General features: G+C 44.7%; 26 protein-coding genes. 11 read left to right on the forward strand and 15 right to left on the reverse strand.

All coding sequences use genetic code 11. The features are described from left to right. Nucleotides 1–76 precede the first annotated feature (76 nt). Nucleotides 77–415, forward strand: a complete 339-nt coding sequence (locus V7K30_RS31175) for a carbon dioxide-concentrating mechanism protein CcmK (RefSeq protein WP_335006039.1) — start codon at nt 77–79, stop codon at nt 413–415. 5 nt (nt 416–420) lie between these two features. Here the strand turns inward: V7K30_RS31175 and V7K30_RS31180 are convergent, their stop codons facing one another. The 5 genes from V7K30_RS31180 to ffh all read right to left on the reverse strand — a co-directional run bounded on the left by V7K30_RS31180 (nt 421) and on the right by ffh (nt 4,403). Continuing rightward, on the reverse strand, nt 421–825 hold the full coding sequence (locus tag V7K30_RS31180) for a ChuX/HutX family heme-like substrate-binding protein (RefSeq protein ID WP_335006041.1): 405 nt from the start codon (nt 823–825) through the stop codon (nt 421–423). Nucleotides 826–876: 51 nt separating this feature from the next. Continuing rightward, nucleotides 877–1,830 carry a PhoH family protein gene (locus V7K30_RS31185; protein WP_335006043.1) on the reverse strand — a complete coding sequence of 318 codons (954 nt, stop codon included), beginning with the start codon at nt 1,828–1,830 and terminating at the stop codon, nt 877–879. Between the two features lie 256 nt (nt 1,831–2,086). Beyond that, nucleotides 2,087–2,521 (reverse strand): KH domain-containing protein, encoded by a 435-nt coding sequence (locus V7K30_RS31190; protein WP_335006045.1) that lies wholly within the window; start codon nt 2,519–2,521, stop codon nt 2,087–2,089. Continuing rightward, complete coding sequence (gene rpsP, locus V7K30_RS31195) at nt 2,484–2,744, reverse strand: 30S ribosomal protein S16 (RefSeq protein WP_012409382.1); 261 nt, start codon at nt 2,742–2,744, stop codon at nt 2,484–2,486. The genes V7K30_RS31190 and rpsP overlap by 38 nt, the downstream gene beginning before the upstream one ends. A 195-nt stretch (nt 2,745–2,939) precedes the next feature. Next, nucleotides 2,940–4,403, reverse strand: a complete 1,464-nt coding sequence (gene ffh, locus V7K30_RS31200; RefSeq protein WP_335006047.1) for a signal recognition particle protein — start codon at nt 4,401–4,403, stop codon at nt 2,940–2,942. A gap of 265 nt (nt 4,404–4,668) precedes the next feature. Between ffh and V7K30_RS31205 the strand changes: the two genes are divergently transcribed. The 3 genes from V7K30_RS31205 (at nt 4,669) to V7K30_RS31215 (ending at nt 5,658) form a co-directional block, all read left to right on the forward strand. Further along, the gene (locus V7K30_RS31205) at nt 4,669–4,854 is read left to right on the forward strand and encodes a hypothetical protein (protein WP_335006049.1); all 186 of its coding nucleotides are present in this window, start codon (nt 4,669–4,671) and stop codon (nt 4,852–4,854) included. 3 nt (nt 4,855–4,857) lie between these two features. Continuing rightward, nucleotides 4,858–5,025, forward strand: coding sequence for a DsbA family protein (locus V7K30_RS31210; RefSeq protein ID WP_335006123.1), 168 nt, complete (start codon nt 4,858–4,860; stop codon nt 5,023–5,025). 276 nt (nt 5,026–5,301) lie between these two features. Further along, nucleotides 5,302–5,658, forward strand: a complete 357-nt coding sequence (locus V7K30_RS31215) for a hypothetical protein (RefSeq protein WP_335006051.1) — start codon at nt 5,302–5,304, stop codon at nt 5,656–5,658. A gap of 136 nt (nt 5,659–5,794) precedes the next feature. Here V7K30_RS31215 and V7K30_RS31220 read toward each other — a convergent pair whose 3' ends face one another. Genes V7K30_RS31220 through V7K30_RS31230 form a run of 3 tightly spaced genes read right to left on the reverse strand, consistent with a single transcriptional unit; the run spans nt 5,795 to nt 7,995 of the window. Then, a complete protein-coding gene (locus tag V7K30_RS31220) occupies nt 5,795–6,280 on the reverse strand; it encodes a hypothetical protein (RefSeq protein WP_335006053.1) in 486 nt (161 codons plus the stop codon). A 45-nt stretch (nt 6,281–6,325) separates the two neighbouring features. After that, nucleotides 6,326–7,708: an aminopeptidase P family protein gene (locus V7K30_RS31225; protein ID WP_335006055.1), complete on the reverse strand. Its 1,383-nt coding sequence runs from the start codon at nt 7,706–7,708 to the stop codon at nt 6,326–6,328. A gap of 47 nt (nt 7,709–7,755) precedes the next feature. Further along, complete coding sequence (locus tag V7K30_RS31230) at nt 7,756–7,995, reverse strand: hypothetical protein (RefSeq protein ID WP_335006057.1); 240 nt, start codon at nt 7,993–7,995, stop codon at nt 7,756–7,758. A 20-nt stretch (nt 7,996–8,015) separates the two neighbouring features. On the opposite strand from V7K30_RS31230, the gene V7K30_RS31235 reads away from it, so the two are divergent. Both V7K30_RS31235 and V7K30_RS31240 read left to right on the forward strand, forming a co-directional pair. After that, a complete protein-coding gene (locus tag V7K30_RS31235; RefSeq protein ID WP_335006059.1) occupies nt 8,016–8,144 on the forward strand; it encodes a hypothetical protein in 129 nt (42 codons plus the stop codon). Nucleotides 8,145–8,217: 73 nt separating this feature from the next. Beyond that, entirely contained in the window at nt 8,218–9,018 is an 801-nt protein-coding gene (locus V7K30_RS31240; RefSeq protein ID WP_335006061.1) for a PhzF family phenazine biosynthesis protein, read from the forward strand. A gap of 10 nt (nt 9,019–9,028) precedes the next feature. Here the strand turns inward: V7K30_RS31240 and V7K30_RS31245 are convergent, their stop codons facing one another. Then, nucleotides 9,029–9,490 (reverse strand): DUF29 domain-containing protein, encoded by a 462-nt coding sequence (locus V7K30_RS31245; RefSeq protein WP_335006063.1) that lies wholly within the window; start codon nt 9,488–9,490, stop codon nt 9,029–9,031. Between the two features lie 252 nt (nt 9,491–9,742). Between V7K30_RS31245 and V7K30_RS31250 the strand changes: the two genes are divergently transcribed. Further along, the gene (locus V7K30_RS31250; RefSeq protein WP_335006064.1) at nt 9,743–9,937 is read left to right on the forward strand and encodes a hypothetical protein; all 195 of its coding nucleotides are present in this window, start codon (nt 9,743–9,745) and stop codon (nt 9,935–9,937) included. Nucleotides 9,938–10,047: 110 nt separating this feature from the next. Continuing rightward, a complete protein-coding gene (locus V7K30_RS31255) occupies nt 10,048–10,488 on the forward strand; it encodes a DUF4332 domain-containing protein (RefSeq protein ID WP_335006066.1) in 441 nt (146 codons plus the stop codon). A gap of 174 nt (nt 10,489–10,662) precedes the next feature. Here V7K30_RS31255 and V7K30_RS31260 read toward each other — a convergent pair whose 3' ends face one another. Then, nucleotides 10,663–11,277, reverse strand: a complete 615-nt coding sequence (locus tag V7K30_RS31260; RefSeq protein ID WP_335006068.1) for a TetR/AcrR family transcriptional regulator — start codon at nt 11,275–11,277, stop codon at nt 10,663–10,665. A gap of 332 nt (nt 11,278–11,609) precedes the next feature. Between V7K30_RS31260 and V7K30_RS31265 the strand changes: the two genes are divergently transcribed. The 3 genes from V7K30_RS31265 to V7K30_RS31275 all read left to right on the forward strand — a co-directional run bounded on the left by V7K30_RS31265 (nt 11,610) and on the right by V7K30_RS31275 (nt 15,973). Then, nucleotides 11,610–13,229 carry a M16 family metallopeptidase gene (locus V7K30_RS31265; protein ID WP_335006070.1) on the forward strand — a complete coding sequence of 540 codons (1,620 nt, stop codon included), beginning with the start codon at nt 11,610–11,612 and terminating at the stop codon, nt 13,227–13,229. 26 nt (nt 13,230–13,255) lie between these two features. Beyond that, nucleotides 13,256–14,785, forward strand: a complete 1,530-nt coding sequence (locus V7K30_RS31270) for a M16 family metallopeptidase (protein WP_335006072.1) — start codon at nt 13,256–13,258, stop codon at nt 14,783–14,785. Nucleotides 14,786–15,325: 540 nt separating this feature from the next. Further along, nucleotides 15,326–15,973 (forward strand): Uma2 family endonuclease, encoded by a 648-nt coding sequence (locus tag V7K30_RS31275; protein ID WP_335006125.1) that lies wholly within the window; start codon nt 15,326–15,328, stop codon nt 15,971–15,973. Between the two features lie 137 nt (nt 15,974–16,110). On the opposite strand, the gene rpmB is transcribed toward V7K30_RS31275, so the two are convergent. The 5 genes from rpmB to gloA form a co-directional block, all read right to left on the reverse strand. Continuing rightward, nucleotides 16,111–16,347: a 50S ribosomal protein L28 gene (gene rpmB, locus V7K30_RS31280; RefSeq protein WP_335006073.1), complete on the reverse strand. Its 237-nt coding sequence runs from the start codon at nt 16,345–16,347 to the stop codon at nt 16,111–16,113. 250 nt (nt 16,348–16,597) lie between these two features. Next, nucleotides 16,598–18,589, reverse strand: a complete 1,992-nt coding sequence (gene htpG / locus V7K30_RS31285; protein WP_335006075.1) for a molecular chaperone HtpG — start codon at nt 18,587–18,589, stop codon at nt 16,598–16,600. A gap of 256 nt (nt 18,590–18,845) precedes the next feature. Next, entirely contained in the window at nt 18,846–19,487 is a 642-nt protein-coding gene (locus V7K30_RS31290) for a class I SAM-dependent methyltransferase (RefSeq protein WP_335006076.1), read from the reverse strand. A gap of 187 nt (nt 19,488–19,674) precedes the next feature. Further along, on the reverse strand, nt 19,675–22,317 hold the full coding sequence (gene clpB / locus V7K30_RS31295; RefSeq protein WP_335006078.1) for an ATP-dependent chaperone ClpB: 2,643 nt from the start codon (nt 22,315–22,317) through the stop codon (nt 19,675–19,677). A 900-nt stretch (nt 22,318–23,217) separates the two neighbouring features. Then, nucleotides 23,218–23,652, reverse strand: a complete 435-nt coding sequence (gene gloA / locus V7K30_RS31300) for a lactoylglutathione lyase (protein ID WP_335006080.1) — start codon at nt 23,650–23,652, stop codon at nt 23,218–23,220. Nucleotides 23,653–23,731: the final 79 nt, after the last annotated feature.

Genomic DNA, 23,731 nt, shown 5'->3' on the forward strand with positions numbered 1-23,731 from the left:
GTCACTAATTTACCATCACAAGGAGCCGACATAGTTAAAGATACTTAACCCCACAATCCCAAATTATGGTAACAGCATGACATTGGCATTAGGCATGATTGAAGTTTATGGGGTTCCCACAGCAGTAGAAGCGGGAGATGCTATGTGTAAAGCTGCCCGTGTCACCCTTGTTGGTTATGAAAATACTGATTTAGGACGAATTACCGTGTTAGTTCGGGGGGTTGTGGGCGAGGTGAATGTGGCGGTGACAGCAGCACTAAAGGCGGTTCTGCGAGTTAACGGCGGCGAGGTAATTTCTTATCATATTATTCCCCGCCCCCACGAAAATTTAGAATATGTTTTACCGATTCATCGCAGCGTTAATGTGGATCAGTTCAGTGCAGATATCCGATTTCCTCCACCCCTATCAGTTTAGCTATATTAAATTTCTGCTGGTAAAGGTTGCCAAATATCCCCATATTGCTCCCGTAAAGCTTGCCAAGTTTCCACCTGACCTGATTCATATTCTCCCGGTTTACCCCATTGCAAAAATAGGCTTAAAGCAGGCTCGTGTTTATCATCTAAAAACCGGATAGCATAGGTTGTAAAATTGCCTCTCTTCGCTTCACCTGTTTCAAATTTCACCTGAATAATTTTGTCCATATTCAAATGAAACTCAAAGCCTTCGGTGTGCATATTCGCGTACTTACCTTTGGGCAATTCTGCATAAAATAACTTTTCTAGCTTACCCCTTGCTTCTAAGACAGCAGCGCTGCTAGTGACAATTAAACGCAAAGTTCCCAAAGTCTCGCAAGCTGCTAAAAATTCTTTCAAAGTAGTACTCATAAATTGTTATCCTTTGTTATTTGTTAATGCCCAATGCCCCATGCCCAATACCTATTTTTCGTATTGTTCATAAGCAGCGACAATGCGCTGAACTAGAGGATGGCGCACGACATCTTTTTGGGAAAATTCGCAAAAGGCAATGCCTTCAACGTGTTTTAAAATTTGTAAAGCTACTCCTAAACCCGATTGTTGGTGAAGTGGTAAATCAGTTTGTGTCATGTCGCCTGTAATTACCATCCGAGAACGGAAACCCAAACGAGTCAAAACCATTTTCATCTGAGCGGGTGTAGTATTTTGAGCTTCATCCACAATTACAAAGGCGTTATTGAGCGTGCGTCCCCGCATATAGGCGAGTGGTGCGACTTCAATCACACCGCGTTCCATCAAACTGGGTATTTTTTCTGGGTCGATGAATTCATAAATAGCATCGTAAAGTGGGCGAAGATAGGGATTAACTTTCTGCTGTAAGTCTCCAGGTAAAAAACCAAGTTTTTCACCGGCTTCTACGGCAGGGCGAGTTAAAATTAGCTTTTCAAACTGGTTAGCAAGGAGTGCTTGCACGGCAACAACAACAGCGAGATAAGTCTTGCCGGTACCAGCAGGCCCAATCCCAAAGGTGAGGTCACGCCTACGGAGTGCGTCGATATATTGACGCTGGCGAAAAGTTTTGGCACGGACTTCTTCACCCCGACGACTTTTGGCGAGGACATCTCGCTGTAAATCTTGCAGTTCCCCTTGCCGATCGCTATCTATGGCTTGACGAGCTGTTAAAATATCGGCACTGGAGATGGCATTGCCTTTAATCCAGAGGTCTTCAAGCGATCGCACTAATCGAGAAGCCAGATCAATTTGCCCGTCAGTACCAGAAATCACTAATTCCTGTCCGCGTAGCACTAAAGTGGCTCCTGTTTGCCGAGATAGGATTTTGAGATTTTCTTCTCCATCTCCCGCAAGAGCGATCGCACTGGGAATATTCGGCAGCTGAATTGTTAAGGCATCTGCCATAGTATTTCTTAATTGGTGAGGATCTATTTTTGACAAAGGTTAATATTTTCTCGCCAAAGGCGAAATTACGTTTTTTTACTTACATTTTAGAAAAATCTTTGCAACAAATTAATTGGCTGTAGGGGCGTATAGCTGTACGCCCCTACTGGTGAAGAGTCTAAAAAAAGATTCAAAAATCTTTTTGCTACTTTCCATCTTTACAAAAATTCTGAGCGGAGGTAAGCACAACCGCTCAGACTTGCTCTCTAGTTTTAACCTAGCGGAGGCGGGGTTTAACAATGGGTCTAGGCCCATCATTTCCACGCGGTTCTCTCCTAGTCGGCGGTGGCGATCGCTCTTCTGTCTCTTCATCAAAAGACATACCCTCACGGCCCGGCGTGGTGCTGCCGTAGATATCCAGGTATACTGATTGCCCAACTGCGGCGGCGGCTGCGGCAATTACTGTACGAATCGCCTGAATATTGCGTCCCCCTCGACCAAACACTTTTCCTTTATCTGTGCTTTCAAAGGCGATGCGAACCCAAACCCGGTTGAGGGCCTGAGAAATTTCACAATCGACGCTTAAAGTCTCTGGAGATTCCAAAAACGGCTGCACCAAAAACTGAACCAGCCCAAGATAGTTGGGACTAGCTGTTGGGGATATTGTTCCGAAATTATGATGCGGCTGTTGCACTGACCTGTTCAAAAACATTGGCTTTTACTAAAATGCGACGGACGGTGTCAGTGGGTTGAGCGCCTTGTTGTAGTCGCTTGACGATGCCGGGAACGTCTAGTCGCACTTCATCGGTTCTGGGGTTGTAAAATCCTAACTCTTCTAGGGGACGACCATCGCGGCGAGCGAGGTTGTTAATAGCGACAATGCGGTAACTTGCTTCCCGCTTTTTACCGAATCGCTTCAAGCGCAGTTTGATCATGGTTGAAGAATCATTCTCCTGTTGGTAATTATGCTGAAATGCTAATTTTAGCACTGACCTAGCGTTTGCTGCTATTAGTCATTAGTCATTAGTCATTAGTCATTTGCAAATTACCAATGCCCAATGCCCCATGCCCCATGCTTCTCTACGAGACGCACTCGCGTTCGCTCAGTACAAGTGCCCAATGCCCAATGGCTAAAGATTACCAAAGCCTTTTTTCTTTTTCTCTTTCTTTTTCTTTTTGGTGCCTGGGGCGTCACCACCATAACCTCGCCATCCGGGGGCTGCGGGACGATTGCCTGCACCTGCGAAGGCGTTACCCATACCGCCCCCGCCGAACATTCCCGGCATTCCAGGGAAGCCACCTTGACCCATTTGCTGCATGAGCGATCGCATTTTTTGGAAATCACCCACCAGTTTAGTGACATCTGACTCTCTATAGCCGGAGCCAGAAGCAATCCGCCGCCGCCGACTGGGAGAACTGGCTAATAAATCGGGGTCGTGGCGTTCTTGGCGAGTCATGGAATTAATCATCGCCTCACAGCGCTTCAGCTGGGTTTCTCCCTGCTTGAGTTGATCATCTGAGAGCTTGTTCATCCCTGGAATCATCTTGATCAAGCCTCCCAGAGATCCCATATTCTTCAGCATCCGCAACTGCTTGAGAAAGTCAGTAAAGTCAAACTTCGCTGACAGGATTTTCTCCTGCATTTTCTCAGCATCTGCTAAGTCAAACTCTTCCTGGGCTTTTTCTACCAAGGTGAGAACATCGCCCATTCCCAGAATCCGCGATGCCATGCGATCGGGATAAAACGGTTGCAGTGCCTCAACTTTCTCACCCACGCCCACAAACTTAATCGGCGCTCCCGAAATCTTTCGCACTGACAACGCTGCACCACCACGGCTATCACCATCCAACTTGGTGAGAATCGCCCCAGTAATCCCGATCTGCTCATGGAAGGTGCGGGTAAGATTGGCTGCCTCTTGACCAGTCATCGCGTCCACCACCAACAGAGTTTCATGGGGTTGGACAGTTGCTTTGATGCGGGCTAATTCCGCCATCATTTCTTTGTCAATTTGCAGGCGACCAGCAGTATCAATAATGACTGTGTTTACACCTTCTGCCCTAGCGCGTTCTACACCCTGTCGAGCAATTTCTACGGGATCTGCGTCGCTTCCTAGTTCAAATACTGGTACGTCAATTTGCTTACCCAACGTCACCAACTGGTCGATCGCTGCTGGGCGATATACGTCTGTCGCCACCAACAAGCAGCTACGATCTAATTTTCTCAGATGTAAGGCTAACTTAGCGGTAGCTGTGGTTTTACCAGTACCTTGCAACCCAGCCATTAACACAATGGTAGGCTGTTCCTTGGCTTCTGCGATGGGAACATTTTCTTCTCCCATCACTTGCACCAGTTCATCGTGAACAATTTTGATGAACTGTTGGTCAGGTCGCACGCCGGTAATCACCTCGGCTCCCTGTGCTTTGGCTTCGACTTCGCTAATAAAATCTTTGACTACCTGGAGATTGACATCTGCCTCCAACAAGGCGCGGCGCACTTCGCGCAATGCATCTTGAATGTTGGATTGAGAAATTTTGTCCTGTCCCCGCAGTTTTTTCCAGGCGGATTCTAAACGGTCAGATAGAGCATCAAACATAATGTAATTACAGGTAGTTCGCCAATGGAGAATTCTAAACCGCCGATGAATGCGATTCGGAATTTCCGCTAAAGTTTTAACGTGCTATCTACCAGCTTAGTATTTTTCACCGCGACTGTAGCAACCAGATACTTAGCTTTATTGGGCATGGGGCATTGGGCATTGGGACTCCGATGCTTGAATACTCGCGATCGCTAATTCGTAAATTGAAATTCGGCTCAAGGAGTATGAAGAATTTGGTAGGTGGGTCAAGCGTTGGGAGAAAATGAAGTTTGGTCGGGAAGAACTGACCGCGAGAGCGTATTACGCTGCTTGTGGAACTGGGAAGGAGCATCTGCTTGATGCCGCTTTCTTTCGAGCGACGTACATCGACCTCCTTGATGTTAACGATGAGTCTGTGATTCGGAAAGTGGCAAATGATGTTGGGCTGAATGGCGATCGCATTCTTTAGTTAATCCACAGTGAAGCAGCTAAACAAGCAGCAGTGGCAGCTTTGGCAGAATACGAGCAATTTGGCTGTCCCGGAGTCCCAACTTGGGTAGTGGAAGGCGAAAGATTTTGGGGAAAGGATCGTGTCGATTGGGTAACAGAGAAAGTGAAACAATTATGCAACATGCTGTAATCAGCTGTTATGTAAACTTACATTTTGCACCTATCTGAGTAAATTCCTAATGCGCTATTTCTTAGTGAAATAAAGTGACAGCAGAAGCAGAACATAGCTTTCGTAATCAGGAGTTACATATAAAACAATACGCTTGGGTTAAAGCCAAAAACCAAAACCAGCGTAGGTTGGGTTTCACTTCCCTACGGGACGCTGTTCGCGAACGTTCAACCCAACCTACAACTATCCTTAACCCAAGCGTATTGACATATAAAACTATAGAATTAAACCAAAACTATGCGAATAACCCAACGAAATGATTGGAAAACAGAACCAATGCCTTCTACATCCACAAATATAACGGTAGAAAAACTTTACTCACAGGAAGAATTCGACCGAATTACTGCTGGAGTAATTCCAGAGCAGATGGAAGATAAGTGGTTCATTTTCTATGAGGCTCCTTGGGTATACTTGCATCGTAGTTGGACTGGTTTGTGCATTTTCAAAGTGCGTTTTGAGGTAGTTGGAGAAAACGTAAAGATTGCTGAAGTTCAGGTAAATCGAGATCCAGCCCAGTACTCTAACACTGATGATGAACGCGATGCCTCTTTGTTAAGAATCTTGCTGGATTTACGAGTTGAGCGTGATGTGTGAAATTAAATGCTCGGCTACATCAAAGGTCAATCTAGTAATTTAGAGCAATCATAGTAGCACGTAGCATGACGCTGAAAATATTTACAGGATTGCAAAATAAGTTTACTCTGCCATAAATACTGCTGTAATCGCACTCTTATGATTGAGTTGCTGCTGGTTTTGCACGCTGTTGTTGGTAAAAACGGACAACTTTTTGCACATAGTCAGCAGTGAAACCTTTGTCACAACCTGTATAGTTACCAGTCATCCACCAACAAGCTGCGCCACGCACAGATGCAATTTCATTATTGTTGGTGGCGCGGAACTGATTGGTTAACTCCCGGCGCGTGATACAGGATACAACTTGGCGGGCGATCGCAGGGCTGTTTTCAAACTGCGTCGGTGTTAATTCTCGTTTCAAACAAGTTCTTGTCCAGCCTTTGAGGGTTTCTGGTTTAACTTGCCATTCACTGTAATATCCATCGTTGGGATTTTTTGTCTGCGGTGCAGCCCGTCGCAACGCCTCTACCATCGCCGCAACTTGGGTATTAGAAACCGATTGCTGTGCTTGAGCTAATAATGGCAATAGTCCTAAACTGACAATAACTCCGCCCAGTAGTAATCCTATGGGGTTTTTGATCATGAGGTAACATCCTATGTGTTTACTTAGCAAGGCATGATGGACAGATTAACAACCTACTAAATTTTCTATAGTATCGGCATCGTTCGGTAATGCGGCTGTTAAAACTTCGCTGCCTACTTCAGTAACTAAAACATCATCTTCGATGCGAATTCCGCGCACATCGGCAAATTCAGATAAACGTTGCCAATTCACTACATTCTGATATTTTGAGCGCAGTTGAACATTATTTAAAATTGCTGGTACTTGATAAAAGCCAGGTTCAATTGTGACTAACATTCCTCTCCGCAATGGACGATTTAAACGGAGGTAGCCTAAACCAAAGCGATCGCTCCTTTCCCGTCCCTCTTCATACCCAGCTAAATCGCCCAAATCTTCCATATCATGGACATCTAAACCCAGTAGATGACCGATACCATGAGGGAAAAACAGCGCGTGGGCATCCATTTCTACTAAATCTTGGGGATTTCCTTGTAAAATGCCTAACTCTACTAAACCTTCAGCTATAACTGTGGCAGCTAGCAAATGAATATCCCCATACTCTACACCAGGGTGAATTTTAGCAATGCAAGCATCATGGGCTGCTAGTACGACATGATAAATATCTCTCTGGGTCGATGAAAACTTCCCAGAAACTGGCCACGTGCGAGTTACATCACCTGCCCAACCCATCTCAGTTTCAGCACCAACATCGGCAAGCAGTAAGTCACCTGGTTGTAGAGGGTGGTGATAGTGTTCGTTATGCAAAACTTCGCCGTGAACGGTGACAATACTGTTGTAGGAGGTAGTCATATTGTGGGCAATAATTACCCCTTCCATCGCTGCCCGAACTTCTGCTTCCAACTTCGCTTGAGGTGTTGCGGCCATCCCAGCTTTGTGCGCTTCAACAGTGACAGCCGCAGCTTTTCGCAACTGGATTAATGCAGCTTCATCATGGATGAGGCGGAGAGAAGCGATCGCCTTGGCTAACTCCAAGTCAATTCCTTCGGGAAGACTTTGTGGTAAAACCCATCTATTTAATAGCTGCGTCTGCTGCGTCCAAGTAGCTGCATCTTGTACAGCAAGTGTGGCGGCATCTTCTACCCAAGACTCTAATTCTGCCATTGGTCGAGCCACATCCGCCCCAATCTTCTGGGCTATTTCGTCGCGCGTTGGCATTTGTCCATGCCAAAGGGCGCTGCTGGGTGAGGGGTCGTCGATGAATAGTTCTAGCTTGCCCGCTTCTAGACGAATTGCTGCCTTTGATAATGGCAGTCCGGCAAAATAGAGAAAATGACTGCTAGCGCGAAACGGAAAGGAATTTGCTGAAAAGTTGCGCGGACTGTTGCTACCTGACCACAGAATTACGGGAAAATCAATCAGGTTAGCTAGTTGTTGCCGTCGCAGGCGTAAAGTATCGACGAGGGAAGTAGAAGTTTGTTGGATAAGCATAAATGGAAACTCAAAGAAAAGGATAAAGGTGATAGTTCTGCCTTTATTTAGTCGTTATCTTCTTTATCGTCATCGTTTTTATCATCCTTGCGATCGTGATGTTTGTCGTTGTCATCTTTGTCCTTCTGGTTAGTCTGCTTAGGCTGTTGGTTAGGTTGTACGACTGGTTTTTGTAGCTCAGGTGGAGCAAGTCGCTGCGGTACCTCAACAACACAACTAACTAATCCTCCAGAAATTAGCGCTAAGTTGACAGCAGCAAAGATGCTTCTGAAGATTTTTATCCTCATGTTTCCGTTTTGCTTTAACATTGACCCTAGTTTTTGGAGATTGTATTCCTAATTTATCAGGTACTGTATATGGCGGTTCTGATTTGGATATAACACGCGCTTTGGTAGCATGGCTGTTACCCTCCGAACGATACGCCGCCTCAGAATAATGGTAACGGTCGGCATAAATCTTTAACGCCCTCCTGAGAAATATATTGCTGTTTAACTTTCAAGGTGACTCTAATGGGACAAATTATTACTCAGGTTGATGCTTTCACCAATACACCTTTCGCAGGTAATCCTGCTGCTGTCTGTGTTTTGCCTACTTCCCAAGATGAACGCTGGATGCAGAACGTGGCGCAGGAGATGAATTTATCTGAGACGGCTTTTCTAGTTAAACAGGATGATGGCTTTAATCTGCGTTGGTTTACGCCCACAGTGGAAGTACCGCTTTGTGGTCATGCAACTTTAGCTAGTGCCCATGTACTTTGGTCAGAAGGGCATTTGTCACCGAATGAAGTTGCGCGTTTCTCCACCAAAAGCGGAGTGCTGATTGCTAAGTTGCAAGGTGAGTGGATTGAGTTAGATTTTCCTGTGAATCACTCACAAGAAACGATCGCTCCTCCAGAACTTAGGGAGGCTTTGGGTGTACCGGACAAATCTGTCTTGCAGAATTCACTAGGTTATTTAGTGGAATTGGAATCGGAAGATTTGGTGCGGCAAATGCAGCCTAATTTTCAACTACTAAAAACGTTGCCTGTTTCTAATGTTATAGTTACTAGCCTTACGCACTCTGATCCAAATTATGATTTCATCTCTCGCTTCTTTGCACCAAGTTTAGGTATTAATGAAGACCCCGTTACTGGCGCTGCCCATTGTTGCCTTGCTGCCTTCTGGCGCGATCGCTTGCACAAAGATGAGTTTTTGGCTTATCAAGCATCCAGTCGCGGTGGGGTGGTAAAAGTACGCTATACAGGAGGCGATCGCGTCTTTCTTGGCGGACAAGCCGTAACTGTTATGCGAGGTGAGTTAATTACCGCATAAATCTATATTACTAATTAATCGCATCCGGCAAAAACTCAGCATCAAGAACTTGGGCAATGAGATCAGGACACTCGACTGGAAACGTATTTATTGGTAGTTCAATTTCATTAATAGCAGCTTTCAATCCGCGATCGTAGCACTGGGCTAAAACTTCTTCTGGATAGGACTTGAGGCTGGGACTCTCTTGCAGCAAATCTGCAATTCGGTTGCGTTGCTCATCAATTGTATTTTGCCAGGAGCCACTCCGCAAACTAGACTGATGTTGCCACTTGAGCAAATGCTGTAATAATACTTCCAAGCGGCTTTTCAACTCCCGCCGATCAGACCTTCCTAAGCTTTCAATCTCCTCAATCACAGCATCCCAGTCTACTTGTCCAAATTGTCCAGCACGAATGAGTTGTACAGTCTGTTCTGTCCATCCTACAAAGTCTGTTTCATACAACTGGGCTGCGCTTTTCGGAATCGGAGTCATGAGCTTTTTGCAATCCACTATGAACGAGCTAGATTTGAAGTATTTTCCACCCATTTTAAGTATCAACTTAGAGCCAGGGCGAATACAATTCGCGGCTACACAAACGTTCGCGCAGCGTCTCGCAGAGAAGTCCGCCTCCGCGGACTAAGGAAAAATTGGGTGTTTGAAACCCACGGAGGTGGGTAAAGCCTCGTGTAGACGCAGTTTCTAACCGCCCTTTTAACTTAATTTTTGTAAGTCGATGCAATCGCATTGTCAGCCGATACAATCGCATTATCAGCCGATACAATCGCATTGTCAGGCGATGCAATGAAATTATTAGTTCATACAATGCTATTGTCAGGCGATACAATTGCATTGTCAGTTGATACAATTGCATTGTCAGTTGATACAATTGCATTGTCAGGCGATGCAATCGCATTGTCAGCCGATACAATCGCATTGTAAGAGGTTTAGTTAAAATGGCAAAACAATACAAATACTAAACCGCAAGAGAGTACTTTTGCAAAGAAGCAACTGTCACAATATTTAAACAAACCTATATTTTAATTTCAAAAATGTCTGCTAAACACAAAGATAGTAGAAGTCCGATGCAATCTCGTGACTGGCCAATCGAGGAATTACCTGGACTGAGCCACGAGGAACAATCTCAACTGCAAAATTGTGGCATTACTAGCACAGTAGCGCTAGTCAAACAAGGAAAAACTCTAGAGGAAAGACTAGCGTTAGCCAATAAACTACAAATTCATCTTCAGTATGTAAATAAATGGATAGCTTTGGCTGACTTGGCGCGTATTCCCAGTGTAGGGACACAATATTGTGGTTTATTGCTTCATGCGGGTATTGGTTCTGTAGTGCAGTTAGCTCAAACTCCAACTCACAGATTACATCAACAAATTATGCGCTTGCAAGTAGCAACAATGCAGCGACGAGATTTGTGTCCAGCGATTGAACTAGTACAACAGTGGAGTCAGCAAGCGCAAGCCATCATTAGTTAAAAGTTAGGAGGTTGGAGTTAAAAGTTAGGAGTTAGGAGTTAAAAGTTAAAAGTTAGGAGTTAGGAGTTAGGAGTTGAGAGTTAAAAGTTTGGAGTTTGGAGTTTGGAGTTAAAACTCATAATTCATAATTCATAACTCATAACTCATAACTCATAACTCATAATTCATAACTCCTCACTCTTTAACCAAGACTCCATTAAGGAAGATATCAGCGAGTCCTTCTGCCATTTCTTGCATTTGTTGGGGGGAAGCGTCAGGTTCAATGAGGGTATTGTTAGAAAAACCTGCGATCGCAAACATTCCCAAGAAGACTTTAGCAACTAGCTTTGCGTCCGTTTTGCGATAAATGCCTTTATCCATCGCTGTTTGAAAGAATGCTTCGCCCACGTCGGTCATTTTGGTAATCACTTCTAATTGGATGCGATCGCGCAAATCTGGGTGAAATTGCACCTCCATAAAACAAACGCGCATTAAATCGGCATTTTTTTGGAAGTTCCACATCCGGCGACGCATCACCTGAGCTACGGCTTTATAGCTGCCCATTTCACTTAATTCTGTCAGCAAATCTGTAAGAATCTCTACCCAGCCACTCGTGGCTACTTCCACTAAAATTGCCTTTTTGTTAGGAAAATAACGAAATAGAGTGCCTTCAGCTACACCCGCTGTCTGTGCTAAGTCGCGGGTAGTAGTGCCGTCAAATCCCTGAGCGGCGAACAACCTTTGTGCTGCCTGTAAAATTCGGGTGCGCGTCTGAGCCTCTGAGGGTGGGGAAGAATTAAAAACTCGCATAACAGTTATGGTGATATTTGCGGAACACGATTTGTAGCATTATTGTCTAACATCAAGTAAAAAAGCCTAACAAGCTTAATACAAGATTAACGCTCTTTTGCTAAGTATCCTCTTTCTTAGGTAGTGTAACTTTATCTTAATTTTCGCTTATGAACCAGATCAGTCGGTCAATTTTGGATTTTAGATTTTGGATTTTGGATTGGTCAGATAAAGTATCTCAGGACTTACGCACTCAAAATCTGAAACTTCGTTCGCGTAGCGTGCGCTTCGTGCATTCCCCCCTAACGAGACTTAAAAAGGGGGGGATCTCAAAAGCTCACTTTTTAAGGGGGTTGGGGGATCTCTTATGTGTAACTCCTGTATCTGTCATATTGCGGCGGTTGTTTGTCACTTTGTTGGCTTTGCTCATCCTCTGGTGGGGATTGCTGCCAGAAATTGCTCTGGCTCAAACTCAGACGGCACCTCCTCCGCAAAGAGGACTACAACCTACGAAAACTCAAACTCCATCAGTTGAAAGTTCGATTCAGCCTTATCTAGATCGAGTGATCAAACAGTTAACGGAGTTTCGCCTCGACAATGGTCTAAAATTCATTGTCTTAGAACGACATCAAGCGCCTGTAGTTTCCTTTCTTACTTACGCAAATGTCGGTGGTGTCGATGAGGTAGATGGTAAAACTGGTGTAGCTCACTTTCTTGAGCATTTGGCGTTTAAAGGTACAACGCGCATTGGTACACAAGACTACAAGGCAGAAAAACCTCTATTAGAGCGCTTACAGCAGTTAGATACTCAAATTAAAACCGCGAAAACCGATGGCAAAAAAGATGAGGTTGCGCGGTTACAAGCTGAGTTTAAGCAAGTGGAATCACAAGCAGGTAAACTAGTCAAGCAAAATGAATTGGGGCAAATTGTCGAACAAGCGGGAGGCGTCGGTTTAAATGCCAATACTTCAACCGAAGCCACCCGTTATTTTTACAGTTTTCCTGCCAATAAGCTGGAACTTTGGATGTCGTTGGAGTCGGAGAGATTTCTCGATCCGGTAATTAGTCGTGAGTTTTATAAAGAGAAAGATGTAATTTTAGAAGAACGACGGATGCGGGTGGAGAATTCACCGATTGGACTGATGCTGGAGAAATTTGTCGATACTGCTTACAAAGTCCATCCTTACAAACGTCCGGTGATTGGTTATGACGAAGATATCCGCAATCTGACACCAGATGATGTCCAAAAGTTTTTTGATACTCACTACGTACCAAGTAATTTAGCGATCGCCATTGTCGGAGATGTCAACCCGACTGAGGTGAAAAAACTAGCGCAAACTTATTTTGGCCGCTATCAAGCAAAAACCAAAGCTATTGAACAAATCCCGGTGGAGCCGCCACAACAAAAAACACGGGAAGTGACTTTACAGCTAGCTTCTCAACCCTGGTATTTAGAAGGTTATCATCGTCCGGCAATTACCCATCCAGATAATGCAGTCTATGAAATCATCGGCAGTTTATTAAGTGATGGGCGCACGTCGCGGCTGTATAAATCTTTGGTAGAAAAGCAGCGTTTGGCGCTAAATGCTCAAGGTTACAGTGGATTTCCTGGAGATAAATACCCAAACCTGATATTTTTCTATGCTCTCACATCTCCTGGTCATACAGTTGATGAGTTGGCGGTGGCTTTGCGCCAAGAAATTGACAAATTAAAAACTGAGCCTGTAGAGGCGGTTGATTTGCAACGAGTGAAAACCCAAGCACGGGCGGGTTTGTTACGCACCCTCGATTCAAATATGGGCATGGCTCAACAATTGTTGGAATATGAAGTGAAAACTGGCTCTTGGCGGAATCTGTTTAAGCAGTTGGATGACATTTCGGCGGTGACGACGGCTGATATTCAGCGGGTGGCTAAGGAGACGTTTACGCCGACAAATCGCACGATTGGCAAGCTGTTGTCGAAAGAAGGATGAAAAACGAATCGCAAAGGAAGAGAGATATGCAGAGGTATAAGGTGAAGGGTAAACAATTCAAAATCCCAAATCTAAAATCTAAAATCAAAAATGGCAAGGGGCTGATTTATGCTTTAGTTGCTGTTTTTGCGTGTTTACTTTTAACTTGTAACTTTTCTCTGGCGGCGACGGCACAAGCAAAGCATTACACTGAGTTGCAGTTGCCACCGATACCTGAGATTAAGTTACCCAAGTATGAGCGGTTTGTTCTCCAAAACGGCTTGGTTGTCTATTTAATGGAGGATCACGAATTGCCGTTGGTGAATGGGACGGCGTTTGTGCGGACAGGAAATCGCTTGGAACCACTGGAAAAAGTCGGTTTAGCTGGTTTTACAGGCGCGGTGATGCGAACTGGGGGAACTAAAAAGCATTCGGCTGATGAACTCAACGAGATGTTGGAACAACGGGCGGCATCTGTAGAAGCTAGTATTGGTGAAGCTTCTGGTGGTGCTAGCTTTGACGCCCTCAGTGAAGATTTAGAAACGGTGTTTGGGCTGTTTGCCGAGGTGCTGCGATCGCCAGTATTTGCTCAAGAAAAGCTAGACTTGGCTAAGACACAAGCTAAAGGTGGCATTGCCCGTCGCAATGACAATCCAGATGGGATTGCTAGTCGAGAATTTAAGAAATTGATCTATGGGAAAGATAGTCCCTATGCTCGCACGATAGAGTATGCAACGGTGGATCAGGTTTCCCGTGAGGATTTGCTCAAGTTTTATCAGCAATATTTTCACCCCAATAATATGATTTTGGGGATTGTGGGGGATTTTGACGCTAAGAAAATGCGATCGCTCGTTCAAGCTAAGTTTGGCGACTGGAATCGCAACCCAGGTATTGCTAAACCCAAATTACCAGATGTTTCGCCAGCTAATACAGGTGGAGTGTTTTTTGTCAACCAGCCACAACTAACGCAAAGTAGTGTGCTTCTCGGCCATTTAGGCGGACGATTCGACAATCCTGATTATGCAGCGCTGGATGTATTGAATGGGGTGTTAAATGGATTTGGTGGACGCTTATTTAATGATGTGCGATCGCGTCAAGGTTTAGCTTACTCTGTCTATGGCCAGTGGAGTCCCCGCTACGATTATCCTGGGATTTTTATTGCTGGTGGACAAACGCGATCGGATGCTACCGTCCAGTTTGTCAAAGCCTTACAAGAAGAAATCAAGCGTACCCAAACTCAAAGAGTAACAGCAAAAGAACTAGCTTTTGCCAAAGAGTCTACACTCAACTCCTTTGTATTCAACTTTCAAGATCCCAGCCAAACCTTATCACGGTTGATGCGATACGAATATTACGGCTATCCTGCTGATTTTCTCTTTCGCTATCAAAAAGCCGTCGCCGCCACCACAGCTGCTGATGTGCAACGGGTAGCACGAGAATACCTCAAGCCAGAAAAGATCGTGACTCTAGTGGTGGGGAATCAAACCGCCATTCAACCGCCATTGACGCAGCTAGCAGCACAGGTGACACCAATAGATGTAACGATTCCTGGTTCGCAACCACAGGCGAAGAATTAATCACAAATTGCGATCGAAACGATTTAGGTTTGATACCCTCCTTTTTAAGGCTACGGTGTACACACAAGTTATCCGATTACCCAAAAGTCCTCTAAAACCTCACTCTGTCCTATCTTTAATCCCTCTCCTTAATAAGGAGAGGAACAGGTTTTACGTAGTAAAACCAGGGTGAGGTATCTCTTTCTGGATTTCCTGGTAATCGGCGTTTAGCCATGAGTACTTGAGTCACTACTCAAATCAAATCATTTCCTTCACAATCGGGAAATGACTGAGGGCAAGTTGTAGTAACAAGTAGAAACTAAATCAGGAACCAAAACCTCTGGGAACTCCAGAGGTTTTTTCTTTAAACTCCGCTTTTCTATGTAGGAGCGATCGCCCCTGTATATACTTCTATGAGGGGTTTTTTAAGCAGGCGATGTCCGACGACAAGCTGCTGCGTGTCTAAACATCTGATAATTCTAGTGATGAAGCAGCAAAAACTGTCCTAGCGGATTACTGGAGTAAGCTAAATTTAGGTTTGAGCTACTGGGAGTGGAGATGATGTTGTGGGAATTAAAGCGCATCCATGTTCCACCAGGACAAAGAGTGCTACTGCGAGATGTAACCTGGCAGGAATTGGAAACAATTCTAGAAGATTTAGGGGAACATCGGGCAGCACGAATTGCTTATGACAGGGGAATACTGGAAATTATGGCACCACTGCCAGAACATGAATATGACAAAGAAATTATTGGTGATTTAGTCAAAGCGCTTCTGGAAGAATTAGATATTGAGTTTAGATGCCTTGGTTCTACCACTTTCAAAAACCAAGTAATGGCTCAAGGTATAGAACCTGACCAGTGTTTTTATATAAAGAATGAATCTAAGATTCGCCGCAAGAAGCGACTAGATTTAACAGTAGACCCCCCTCCAGATTTAGCTCTAGAGATTGATATTACTTCTCGCACTCATCCTAATATTTATGAAGCTTTAAAAGTACCTGAGCTTTGGCGTTTTGATAAAGGAAATTTACAAATTAATGTTCTACGAGATGGGCATTATATAGAGTCTCAGCAAAGCCTAAATTTTCCTCTATTCCCACTAATTGAAACGATTCCCCAATATCTGGAGCAAAGTACAACAGCAGGCAGAAATGCAACGCTCAAGGCTTTTCGTCTTTGGGTACAAAAGCAGATACAACAGGAGTAATTCGTAATTAAGAATTAATTTTGGGTGCTGATCCGCCTAATTTCAGTCCTGTTTTGGTAGGGAACCAGGATGAGCAGCGGCTTTGGCCGCTTATCCTGTCTCCCGCACATAGTCTCAGCTTATGAAATCCACATTACTTAGTAATGATTCAGGTTAATGCCAGCTTCTTTTGCCATTGCGTCTAACCCTTTAACTTCTAGGGTTTTGATTGCTTTGGTAGACAGTTTTAATTTTACCCAGCGATTTCCGGCTTGCCACCAAACACGCTTACTTTGCAGATTGGCGTGCTGAAGGCGTTTTGTACGGCGGTGGGAGTGGGAAACAGCAAAGGCGTTATTTGCCTTCTTACCAGTTAGTTCACAGCGACGGGACATAGCAACTATCTCCAGATTGTTATTTTAATACAGCCTTTCCATTTTAGGTCTTAGGCAAGAGAAGTGGGGAGTGGGGAGTGGGGAGTGGGGAGTGGGGAGTGGGAAGTGGGGAGTGGGGAGTGGGGAGTGGGGAGTGGGGAGTGGGGAGTGGGGAGTGGGGAGTGGGGAGTGGGGAGTGGGAAGTGGGGAGTGGGGAGTGGAGAGAGAATTTTACACTCCCAATGCCCCATGCCCAATGCCCCATGCCCCACTACTTACTAACTTGTTCCGTCAGCTTGGTGAGTACTTCATTCGATCGCTCGACAAAGGATTTCATTCCCTCAGCGTCAAATCCTTTCTGAGACATCAGCGCTAAATCGTAGACGTGTTGGCAAATCAAGTTCACTAACTGATCTGTAGGCGATTGACCATCACCTTGAATGATACTACCTTGGTTAAGATTTACCAGATTTTGAATCAGCGGGTGAGCAGTATTTACCAGCAAAACGTGATCTTCGGGAAAATCTACTGTCTGCTGTTGCATCATGGCGTTCATTTCCCGCATACGCCGGAGAATCTCTGGTAAAAGTACGATCGCAGGTGGTGTCCCTTGAGGATCGTCTGATTTCAAAGCTTCGGTGCGGATGTTGAGTTTGGGTTTGTTGAGGGATTTCTCAAATAACTCTTTGATCGTCTCACTCCGAGTTTTGTTCGTCTTAGGATCAACAATTTCCGTAGCTTTGTCTTGTTCCAGCAGGGTATTATCTAAGTCGGAGTCCACCCGCGTAAATTTAACATCCTGATATTCCCGCTCTAGGAAGTTGATAAAGTGGGTGTCGATGAAGGAGTCCATAAACAGGACTTCCAAGCCTTGATTTTTGTGCAGTTCTATATAGGTAGCTTGGGTTGCTCCATCGGTGCTGTAAAAAACTCGGTTTTCGTTACGTTCTTTGTTACGTTCTAGATACTCTTTGAGCGTGGTATAAGGAGCGGTGGGTGCTGAGTTCTCAGAACTGGGTGAGGGAGGAGTCACATCTTGCCAAGCATCCCCGTCTGAAGACTGGACTTCAACTACTGGAGTTTCAGCAGCAGGTTTTTCTGTCAGCTTGGCGGTGGTGCGGAAGACAATAATATCTTCAATTTGTTTTTTGAATTTCTCGTCGTTGAGAACGCCGAATTTCACAAAGGTACCAAGATCCTTCCAGGCGCTAATGTATTGTTCGCGGTTATCGCGGAAAAGTTCTTTGAGGCGATCGCCTACTTTTTTGGCAATGTAATCACCGATTCTCCGCACGGTGCGATCGCCTTGCAAGGCACTGCGCGATACGTTCAGGGGAATATCGGTGCTATCAATCACACCCCGCATTGGAGTCAGAAATTGCGGAATAATTTCTTCGCAGTTGTCGCTAACAAAAACTTGATTGCAAAATAGCTTGATCTGCCCCTTAGTAACATCTACATCCGGCTTCATTTTCGGGAAATATAGAATCCCGTTGATGATAAAGGGATAGTCTGTATTTAGATGTACCCACAACAGCGGTTCTTCCTGAAAAGGATACAGGTAGCGGTAAAACTCTAAATAATCTTCTTGACTCAGATTACTCGGAGCCTCTCGCCACGGTGCTTTTTGCTTATTTAATACTTCGCCATCGAGTTTAATTGGGACTGGCAAGAAGTCGCAGTATATCTTGACAAGATTTTTAATTCGTGCTGATTCTAGAAATTCTTCCTCTTCTCCTTGCAAGCTGAGGGTAATAGTGGTGCCGCGAGTTGTTCGGGGCGACTCTTCTAGAGTGAAAGCTGGGGAACCATCGCAAGTCCAGTGAATCGCCTGCGCCCCTTCTTGATATGAGAGGGTATCAATCTCTACTTTTTGCGCCACCATAAATGAGGAGTAGAAGCCAAGACCGAAGTGACCAATAATCGGTTGATCTGATTTGCCTTCATACTTATGAATAAATTCTTCAGCACTAGAGAAGGCAACCTGATTGATATATTTCTTAACTTCTTCTGCGGTCATTCCGATACCGTTATCGGAAATGGATAAGGTTTTGTTATCTTTGTCAATGGCAATTTCAATTTCCGGTTCGCCGATATCTCCAGCGTAGTCTCCGGCGCGGGATACCATTTTCAGCTTTTGGATGGCGTCTACAGCGTTGGATACCAGTTCCCGCAAGAAGATTTGGTGATCTGAGTAGAGCGACTTCTTAATGATCGGGAAAATGTTCTCAGTATGAATACTGATAGTGCCTTGTTCTAGCATAATTGGTAATCTTCGATGTTAGTATCTTAAATGATGATAGTGGCTAATACAGCCTAGCCCTCTGTTTTCCAGGATAAACCCGGAGAACACAGAAGGGCATCAAGCAATTAGGATTTTAAAAGCATAGCTTAGGCGATGTCTAGGAGGGGCTGCGCCTACGCTCGTTTTTTGAGGATTGTTTGCCCCCATTTTATGATTCGGATTTCCCTACTCCCGATTTTCACCGCAGGTTTATTAACCTAGTTGAGACTGCTGTCTAAGTATTACTGGGATTTTTTTCCAACACCAAAAAATAGTGGTAGGGATAAGTAGGATCGATAAATTCTTGCTTGACAGTTAACCCAGCTTTGGCAACAGAGTTTAAAATCCGCTCTTTGGGATATCCTTTCAAACCCATTTCCCAGTAATGCTCGTCACAGACTGGCTTTGTACTCCAAAATTTTGGCACATTGAGTAATAAATGCCTTGGTCTGCCTGAGAAGGAGGTTTTGATCTGAAATGCCAAGTATTGAGTGCAATAAGGAATCGAAATCACCAAAAACTTCTTTGTTGCAATGCCAAGTTTTTTCAGGGCTTCTTCTGACTGTTCATAAGGTAAGTGTTCCAGCACTTGAAACAGAACGATCGCATCAAATTTATCTTTCGGTAATGAAAAATCTGTTGTCAGATCCAAAATCATTTCTGGCTTGAGATTGGGGTCAAGATCAGCGGTAGTGACGTTGTATCCATTGTTCTTCAATATGTCTGTTAACAGGGAATTAAAAATGCCAATTTCCAGAACGTTTTTTACCTGATTACCCAGCGAAAAAATTAGACGCAACTGGTGGTGGTAACTGATCAGCCGATTTTTTGATAAATATTCCGAATTTCTAATATCTAACGAGGTGATGAGTTGCATAAATAATGCTTACCTAACCTAATGAACTGACAAATGTGGTGGGTATACAACTACAGGATTCCCGGAAAAACTTTGAAAATAACAGTTTCTCATCCTAATTCGTAATTCATAAGAAGCAAATTGATACAATATATGGTAAAGACGCACAGATGTGCGCCCCTACTGTATTTCACGCAATTAATAACTGCTATGTAGCAATCTGTGGTACTGATACTTTCACCAACGTTTTTTTGCTAAAAGACAGACCGGTTTCATTTTTGTCAATGATAATCGTGTCTCCAGAGATAAAAGTATTTTCCAATAACTTGGTGGCGAGGGGGTTTTCTACTTCTCGCTGAATTGCGCGTTTGAGTGGGCGGGCACCATAAACTGGGTCATAGCCTGATTCGACAAGGTGATCGCAGGCTGATTGAGATATCTCAAAGAAGATTTTTTGCTCGCGCAGGAGATTTTCTACCCGCTTGAGTTGAATACGGATGATATGCCGCAGTTCCGTGCGACTGAGGGCATGGAAGAGAATAATATCATCGACGCGGTTGAGAAATTCCGGGCGGAAATGCGATCGCAAGGCTTCCATGACCCTAACCCGCATTGTTTCATATTTGGAATCATCACCAGATACATCTAAGATATGTTCGCTACCAATGTTACTGGTCATCACAATAACGCTGTTACGAAAATCTACCGTCCTTCCCTGAGAGTCAGTAATTCTCCCATCATCTAACACCTGCAATAAAATATTGAACACATCGGGGTGTGCCTTTTCCACTTCATCCAGCAGCACCACTGAGTAGGGACGGCGGCGAATCGCCTCGGAAAGTTGACCGCCTTCTTCGTATCCTACATATCCTGGAGGCGCTCCCACCAGACGGGAAACTGAGTGTTTTTCCATATACTCAGACATATCTAAGCGCACCAAGGCATCATCAGAATCAAAGAGAAACTGAGCTAAAGCCCGGGCGAGTTCGGTTTTACCTACTCCTGTGGGGCCCATGAACATAAATGAACCAATGGGACGAGAGGGATCTTTCATCCCCGCACGGGCGCGGCGAATTGCGGCTGCTACCGCTTCTACAGCTTCCTCTTGCCCAATGACTCGTTCATGTAAATGACTTTCTAGTTGCAGCAATTTTTGCCGTTCCGATTCCAACAGGCGATTAACGGGGATTCCTGTCCATTTGGCGACGATTTCGGCAATATCGGCTTCAGTAACTTGTTCTCGCAGCAACGTTGAACCTTGGTTTTGAATTTCTAAAAGGCTCGCTTCTTTGGCTTCGCGATCGTGCTGTACTCCTTCCAATTTGCCATACTTCAGTTGGGCAGCCTTATTTAGGTCATAAGCGCGTTCCGCCTGTTCAATTTGCACTCGCAGCCCATCTTCTTCTTTCTTTAAGGCGCTTATTGCCTCCAATATCTGCTTTTCACCTTGCCATTGCTCATTAAATATTTGCTGTTTTCCCGTTAAATTCGTGATTTCTCCTTCAATTCGTAGCAAACGTTCTCTCGTTTGGGGAGTACCCTTTTCTTCGCTAGCTAATGAGAGCTTTTCCATTTCTAACTGCATGAGGCGGCGATCAATGGTTTCCAATTCTGCTGGTTTGGAGGTAATCTCCATTTTCAACTGTGCTGCGGCTTCATCCACCAAATCAATCGCTTTATCTGGCAAAAAGCGATCGCTAATATAACGCGCTGACAGGGTTGCTGCTGCTACCAAAGCCGAATCAGAAATTTTGACATTGTGATGCACTTCATAGCGTTCTTTCAATCCCCGCAGAATGGAAATAGTATTTTCCACACTTGGCTGATCCACAAATACTTGCTGAAAGCGGCGTTCTAGGGCAGCATCTTTCTCAATATGCTTGCGGAACTCGTCCAGGGTAGTTGCGCCAATACAACGCAGTTCTCCCCGCGCCAGCATCGGTTTGAGCAGATTTCCCGCATCCATTGCCCCTTGTTGGTTGGAACCTGTGCCGACTACGGTATGCAGTTCGTCAATAAATAGTACGATGTCACCGTTAGATTCCGTAACTTCCCGGAGAACAGATTTTAGACGGTCTTCAAATTCACCCCGGTATTTTGCCCCAGCAATCAAACTACCCATATCTAAAGAAATGAGTTTGCGGTTTTTCAGAGATTCGGGAACGTCACCATTTACCATTCGCTGTGCCAAAGCTTCGGCGATCGCAGTTTTACCTACCCCAGGTTCACCAATTAATACGGGGTTATTTTTGCTACGACGAGACAATACTTGAATTACCCGCCGAATTTCGTCATCCCGCCCAATCACCGGGTCGAGTTTTCCAGCTTTTGCCTGTTCTGTCAAATCTCGGCCAAATTTTTGTAAGGCTTCATAGCGGGATTCTGGGCTTTGATCTGTCACCTTTTGGCTACCGCGAATGGTTTTGATAGTAGTTTCTAGTTTAGCTGCATCCGCATTAAAGCCTTTGAGTATCTTTCGTCCAATGCGATCGTCTTCAGTAAATGCCAAAAGTATGTGTTCTACAGAAATGTAGGAGTCTTTCATCCTGACTCTAGCTTCCTCAGCTCGGTCTAGTAAAACATCTAAATTACGGCTAAGGTAAAGCTGATCACTTTTACCAACTTTCGGCTGACGTTGGGTAAAGGCTTCTAGTTGCTGTTGCAAGCGGATTGGATCGACCTCAGATCGAGCCAGGATACGTATTGCTAGACTAGTGGGTTCTTCTAACAGGGCAATAATTAAATGTTCAACATCTAGTTGCTGTTGTTGATAAGCACGGACTATATCCTGAGATTTAACAATTGCTTCCCAGGCTTTATCAGTAAATTTATTCGGATCTGTAGGTTGCATCTTTAGAATTTTGGAATTTTGATTTTTAGTTTAGGGATTGGGGATTATTAAAGGGAGTTGGGAGTGGTTGTAACCTTACTCCTTAATGCCCAGATAATTATCCAAACATTCTCAGCGTATATCCGCGTGTATCTCCGGTGGCAATTTGGGATTGGTAATTGGTGATAGTTTAATCCATTACCTATTTTCTAATTTAAAACGAAAATACTGTTCTGAGCCGACTTTGCCAAACGGTACTATTGGAGCGACGTTATTAGTGTTGCTGATCAACGACAGTATGGGCGTAATACTAATAGGATTTACGCAGAGGAGATCCCCTAACCCGCCTAAAAAGAGGAGGCAAAAAGTGAAAAGTCTCGCGCGTCTGGTTAACAGGAGTGCGAGACACCAGTGTGCGGGAAGAATCAATTTCCCCGTATCTAGCTCAACTTTTCAAGACATCGGTGTGGATTTTCCTATCGCTTTATTGCCTTCGATAGAGTTTTACTCTGCACTCGGGGAAAAGTAGGAGCGGCAAAAACCGTCGCTCTGAACTTCTCCTTTGGCGCTAGCCTCTCCCTTTGGGAGAAGTTCAGAGCGTAAAGCCTTCTGTTCTCCTTTGGTAGACGCTAACGCGTAGCTTGCTTCCCCGTAGGGGTACGAGAGGCTTGTCTGCGACACCAAGGCGTAGCTTGCTTCCCCGTTCGCGGAGCATCCCGTAGGGAAGGGGTACGCCAACGGCATAGATTCGCTTAGAGCGAGTCCGCGTCCCTTGCGCGTCTGGGGTTTCCCTAAGTAGAGCAAGTGGCGTAAGACGCCCGAACGCGAACAGCGTCTCCTTTAGGAGAAGGGCTGTAGGGCGAACGGTGACTCAGCACTAGTGAAGCTCAACTCCATCACCTATATTCTTGATTATAAGAATTACTGACTCACAAGTTGCTCTTGTGATTCCTGTTTGACTGCTAACCCTTGAGTTCCCAGTTGAATCAGTTCAATTTTATACCCATCTGGATCTTCCACAAAAGCAATTACTGTCGAACCATGTTTCATCGGCCCTGGTTCGCGCACGACTTTACCGCCCTGATTGCGGATTTCCTCACACGTAGCGTAAATATCATCAACGCCAAGGGCAATGTGACCGTAAGCATTACCCAATTCGTACTTTTCTACCCCCCAGTTATAAGTTAGTTCTATCACCGCTTCATTGCTTTCATCGCCATAGCCAACAAAAGCTAGGGTAAATTCTCCCCCTGGATAATCTTTTCGGCTCAGTAACTTCATTCCTAGAAGTTCACAGTAGAACTTTAAGGACTCTTCAAGGTTGCCCACCCGCAGCATTGTGTGTAGTAATCGCATATTGACTTGTTCTCTGTAATTGATTTAGTGTTACTCTCTGCCAACAACATTTTAAAGGAGTTCAGGAATTCAAAAGTTG

This window comes from Nostoc sp., from assembly GCF_036917655.1.
In the GTDB taxonomy this organism is placed as follows: domain Bacteria; phylum Cyanobacteriota; class Cyanobacteriia; order Cyanobacteriales; family Nostocaceae; genus Nostoc.

Bases quoted from the DNA above. Each gene is read 5' to 3' on its own strand.
- V7K30_RS31175 (WP_335006039.1), top strand. From the start codon at position 77: ATGACATTGGCATTAGGCATGATTGAAGTTTATGGGGTTCCCACAGCA.
- V7K30_RS31180 (WP_335006041.1), bottom strand. From the start codon at position 825: ATGAGTACTACTTTGAAAGAATTTTTAGCAGCTTGCGAGACTTTGGGA.
- V7K30_RS31185 (WP_335006043.1), bottom strand. From the start codon at position 1,830: ATGGCAGATGCCTTAACAATTCAGCTGCCGAATATTCCCAGTGCGATC.
- V7K30_RS31190 (WP_335006045.1), bottom strand. From the start codon at position 2,521: ATGTTTTTGAACAGGTCAGTGCAACAGCCGCATCATAATTTCGGAACA.
- rpsP (WP_012409382.1), bottom strand. From the start codon at position 2,744: ATGATCAAACTGCGCTTGAAGCGATTCGGTAAAAAGCGGGAAGCAAGT.
- ffh (WP_335006047.1), bottom strand. From the start codon at position 4,403: ATGTTTGATGCTCTATCTGACCGTTTAGAATCCGCCTGGAAAAAACTG.
- V7K30_RS31205 (WP_335006049.1), top strand. From the start codon at position 4,669: ATGAAGTTTGGTCGGGAAGAACTGACCGCGAGAGCGTATTACGCTGCT.
- V7K30_RS31215 (WP_335006051.1), top strand. From the start codon at position 5,302: ATGCGAATAACCCAACGAAATGATTGGAAAACAGAACCAATGCCTTCT.
- V7K30_RS31220 (WP_335006053.1), bottom strand. From the start codon at position 6,280: ATGATCAAAAACCCCATAGGATTACTACTGGGCGGAGTTATTGTCAGT.
- V7K30_RS31225 (WP_335006055.1), bottom strand. From the start codon at position 7,708: ATGCTTATCCAACAAACTTCTACTTCCCTCGTCGATACTTTACGCCTG.
- V7K30_RS31230 (WP_335006057.1), bottom strand. From the start codon at position 7,995: ATGAGGATAAAAATCTTCAGAAGCATCTTTGCTGCTGTCAACTTAGCG.
- V7K30_RS31240 (WP_335006061.1), top strand. From the start codon at position 8,218: ATGGGACAAATTATTACTCAGGTTGATGCTTTCACCAATACACCTTTC.
- V7K30_RS31245 (WP_335006063.1), bottom strand. From the start codon at position 9,490: ATGACTCCGATTCCGAAAAGCGCAGCCCAGTTGTATGAAACAGACTTT.
- V7K30_RS31255 (WP_335006066.1), top strand. From the start codon at position 10,048: ATGTCTGCTAAACACAAAGATAGTAGAAGTCCGATGCAATCTCGTGAC.
- V7K30_RS31260 (WP_335006068.1), bottom strand. From the start codon at position 11,277: ATGCGAGTTTTTAATTCTTCCCCACCCTCAGAGGCTCAGACGCGCACC.
- V7K30_RS31270 (WP_335006072.1), top strand. From the start codon at position 13,256: ATGCAGAGGTATAAGGTGAAGGGTAAACAATTCAAAATCCCAAATCTA.
- V7K30_RS31275 (WP_335006125.1), top strand. From the start codon at position 15,326: ATGTTGTGGGAATTAAAGCGCATCCATGTTCCACCAGGACAAAGAGTG.
- rpmB (WP_335006073.1), bottom strand. From the start codon at position 16,347: ATGTCCCGTCGCTGTGAACTAACTGGTAAGAAGGCAAATAACGCCTTT.
- htpG (WP_335006075.1), bottom strand. From the start codon at position 18,589: ATGCTAGAACAAGGCACTATCAGTATTCATACTGAGAACATTTTCCCG.
- V7K30_RS31290 (WP_335006076.1), bottom strand. From the start codon at position 19,487: ATGCAACTCATCACCTCGTTAGATATTAGAAATTCGGAATATTTATCA.
- clpB (WP_335006078.1), bottom strand. From the start codon at position 22,317: ATGCAACCTACAGATCCGAATAAATTTACTGATAAAGCCTGGGAAGCA.
- gloA (WP_335006080.1), bottom strand. From the start codon at position 23,652: ATGCGATTACTACACACAATGCTGCGGGTGGGCAACCTTGAAGAGTCC.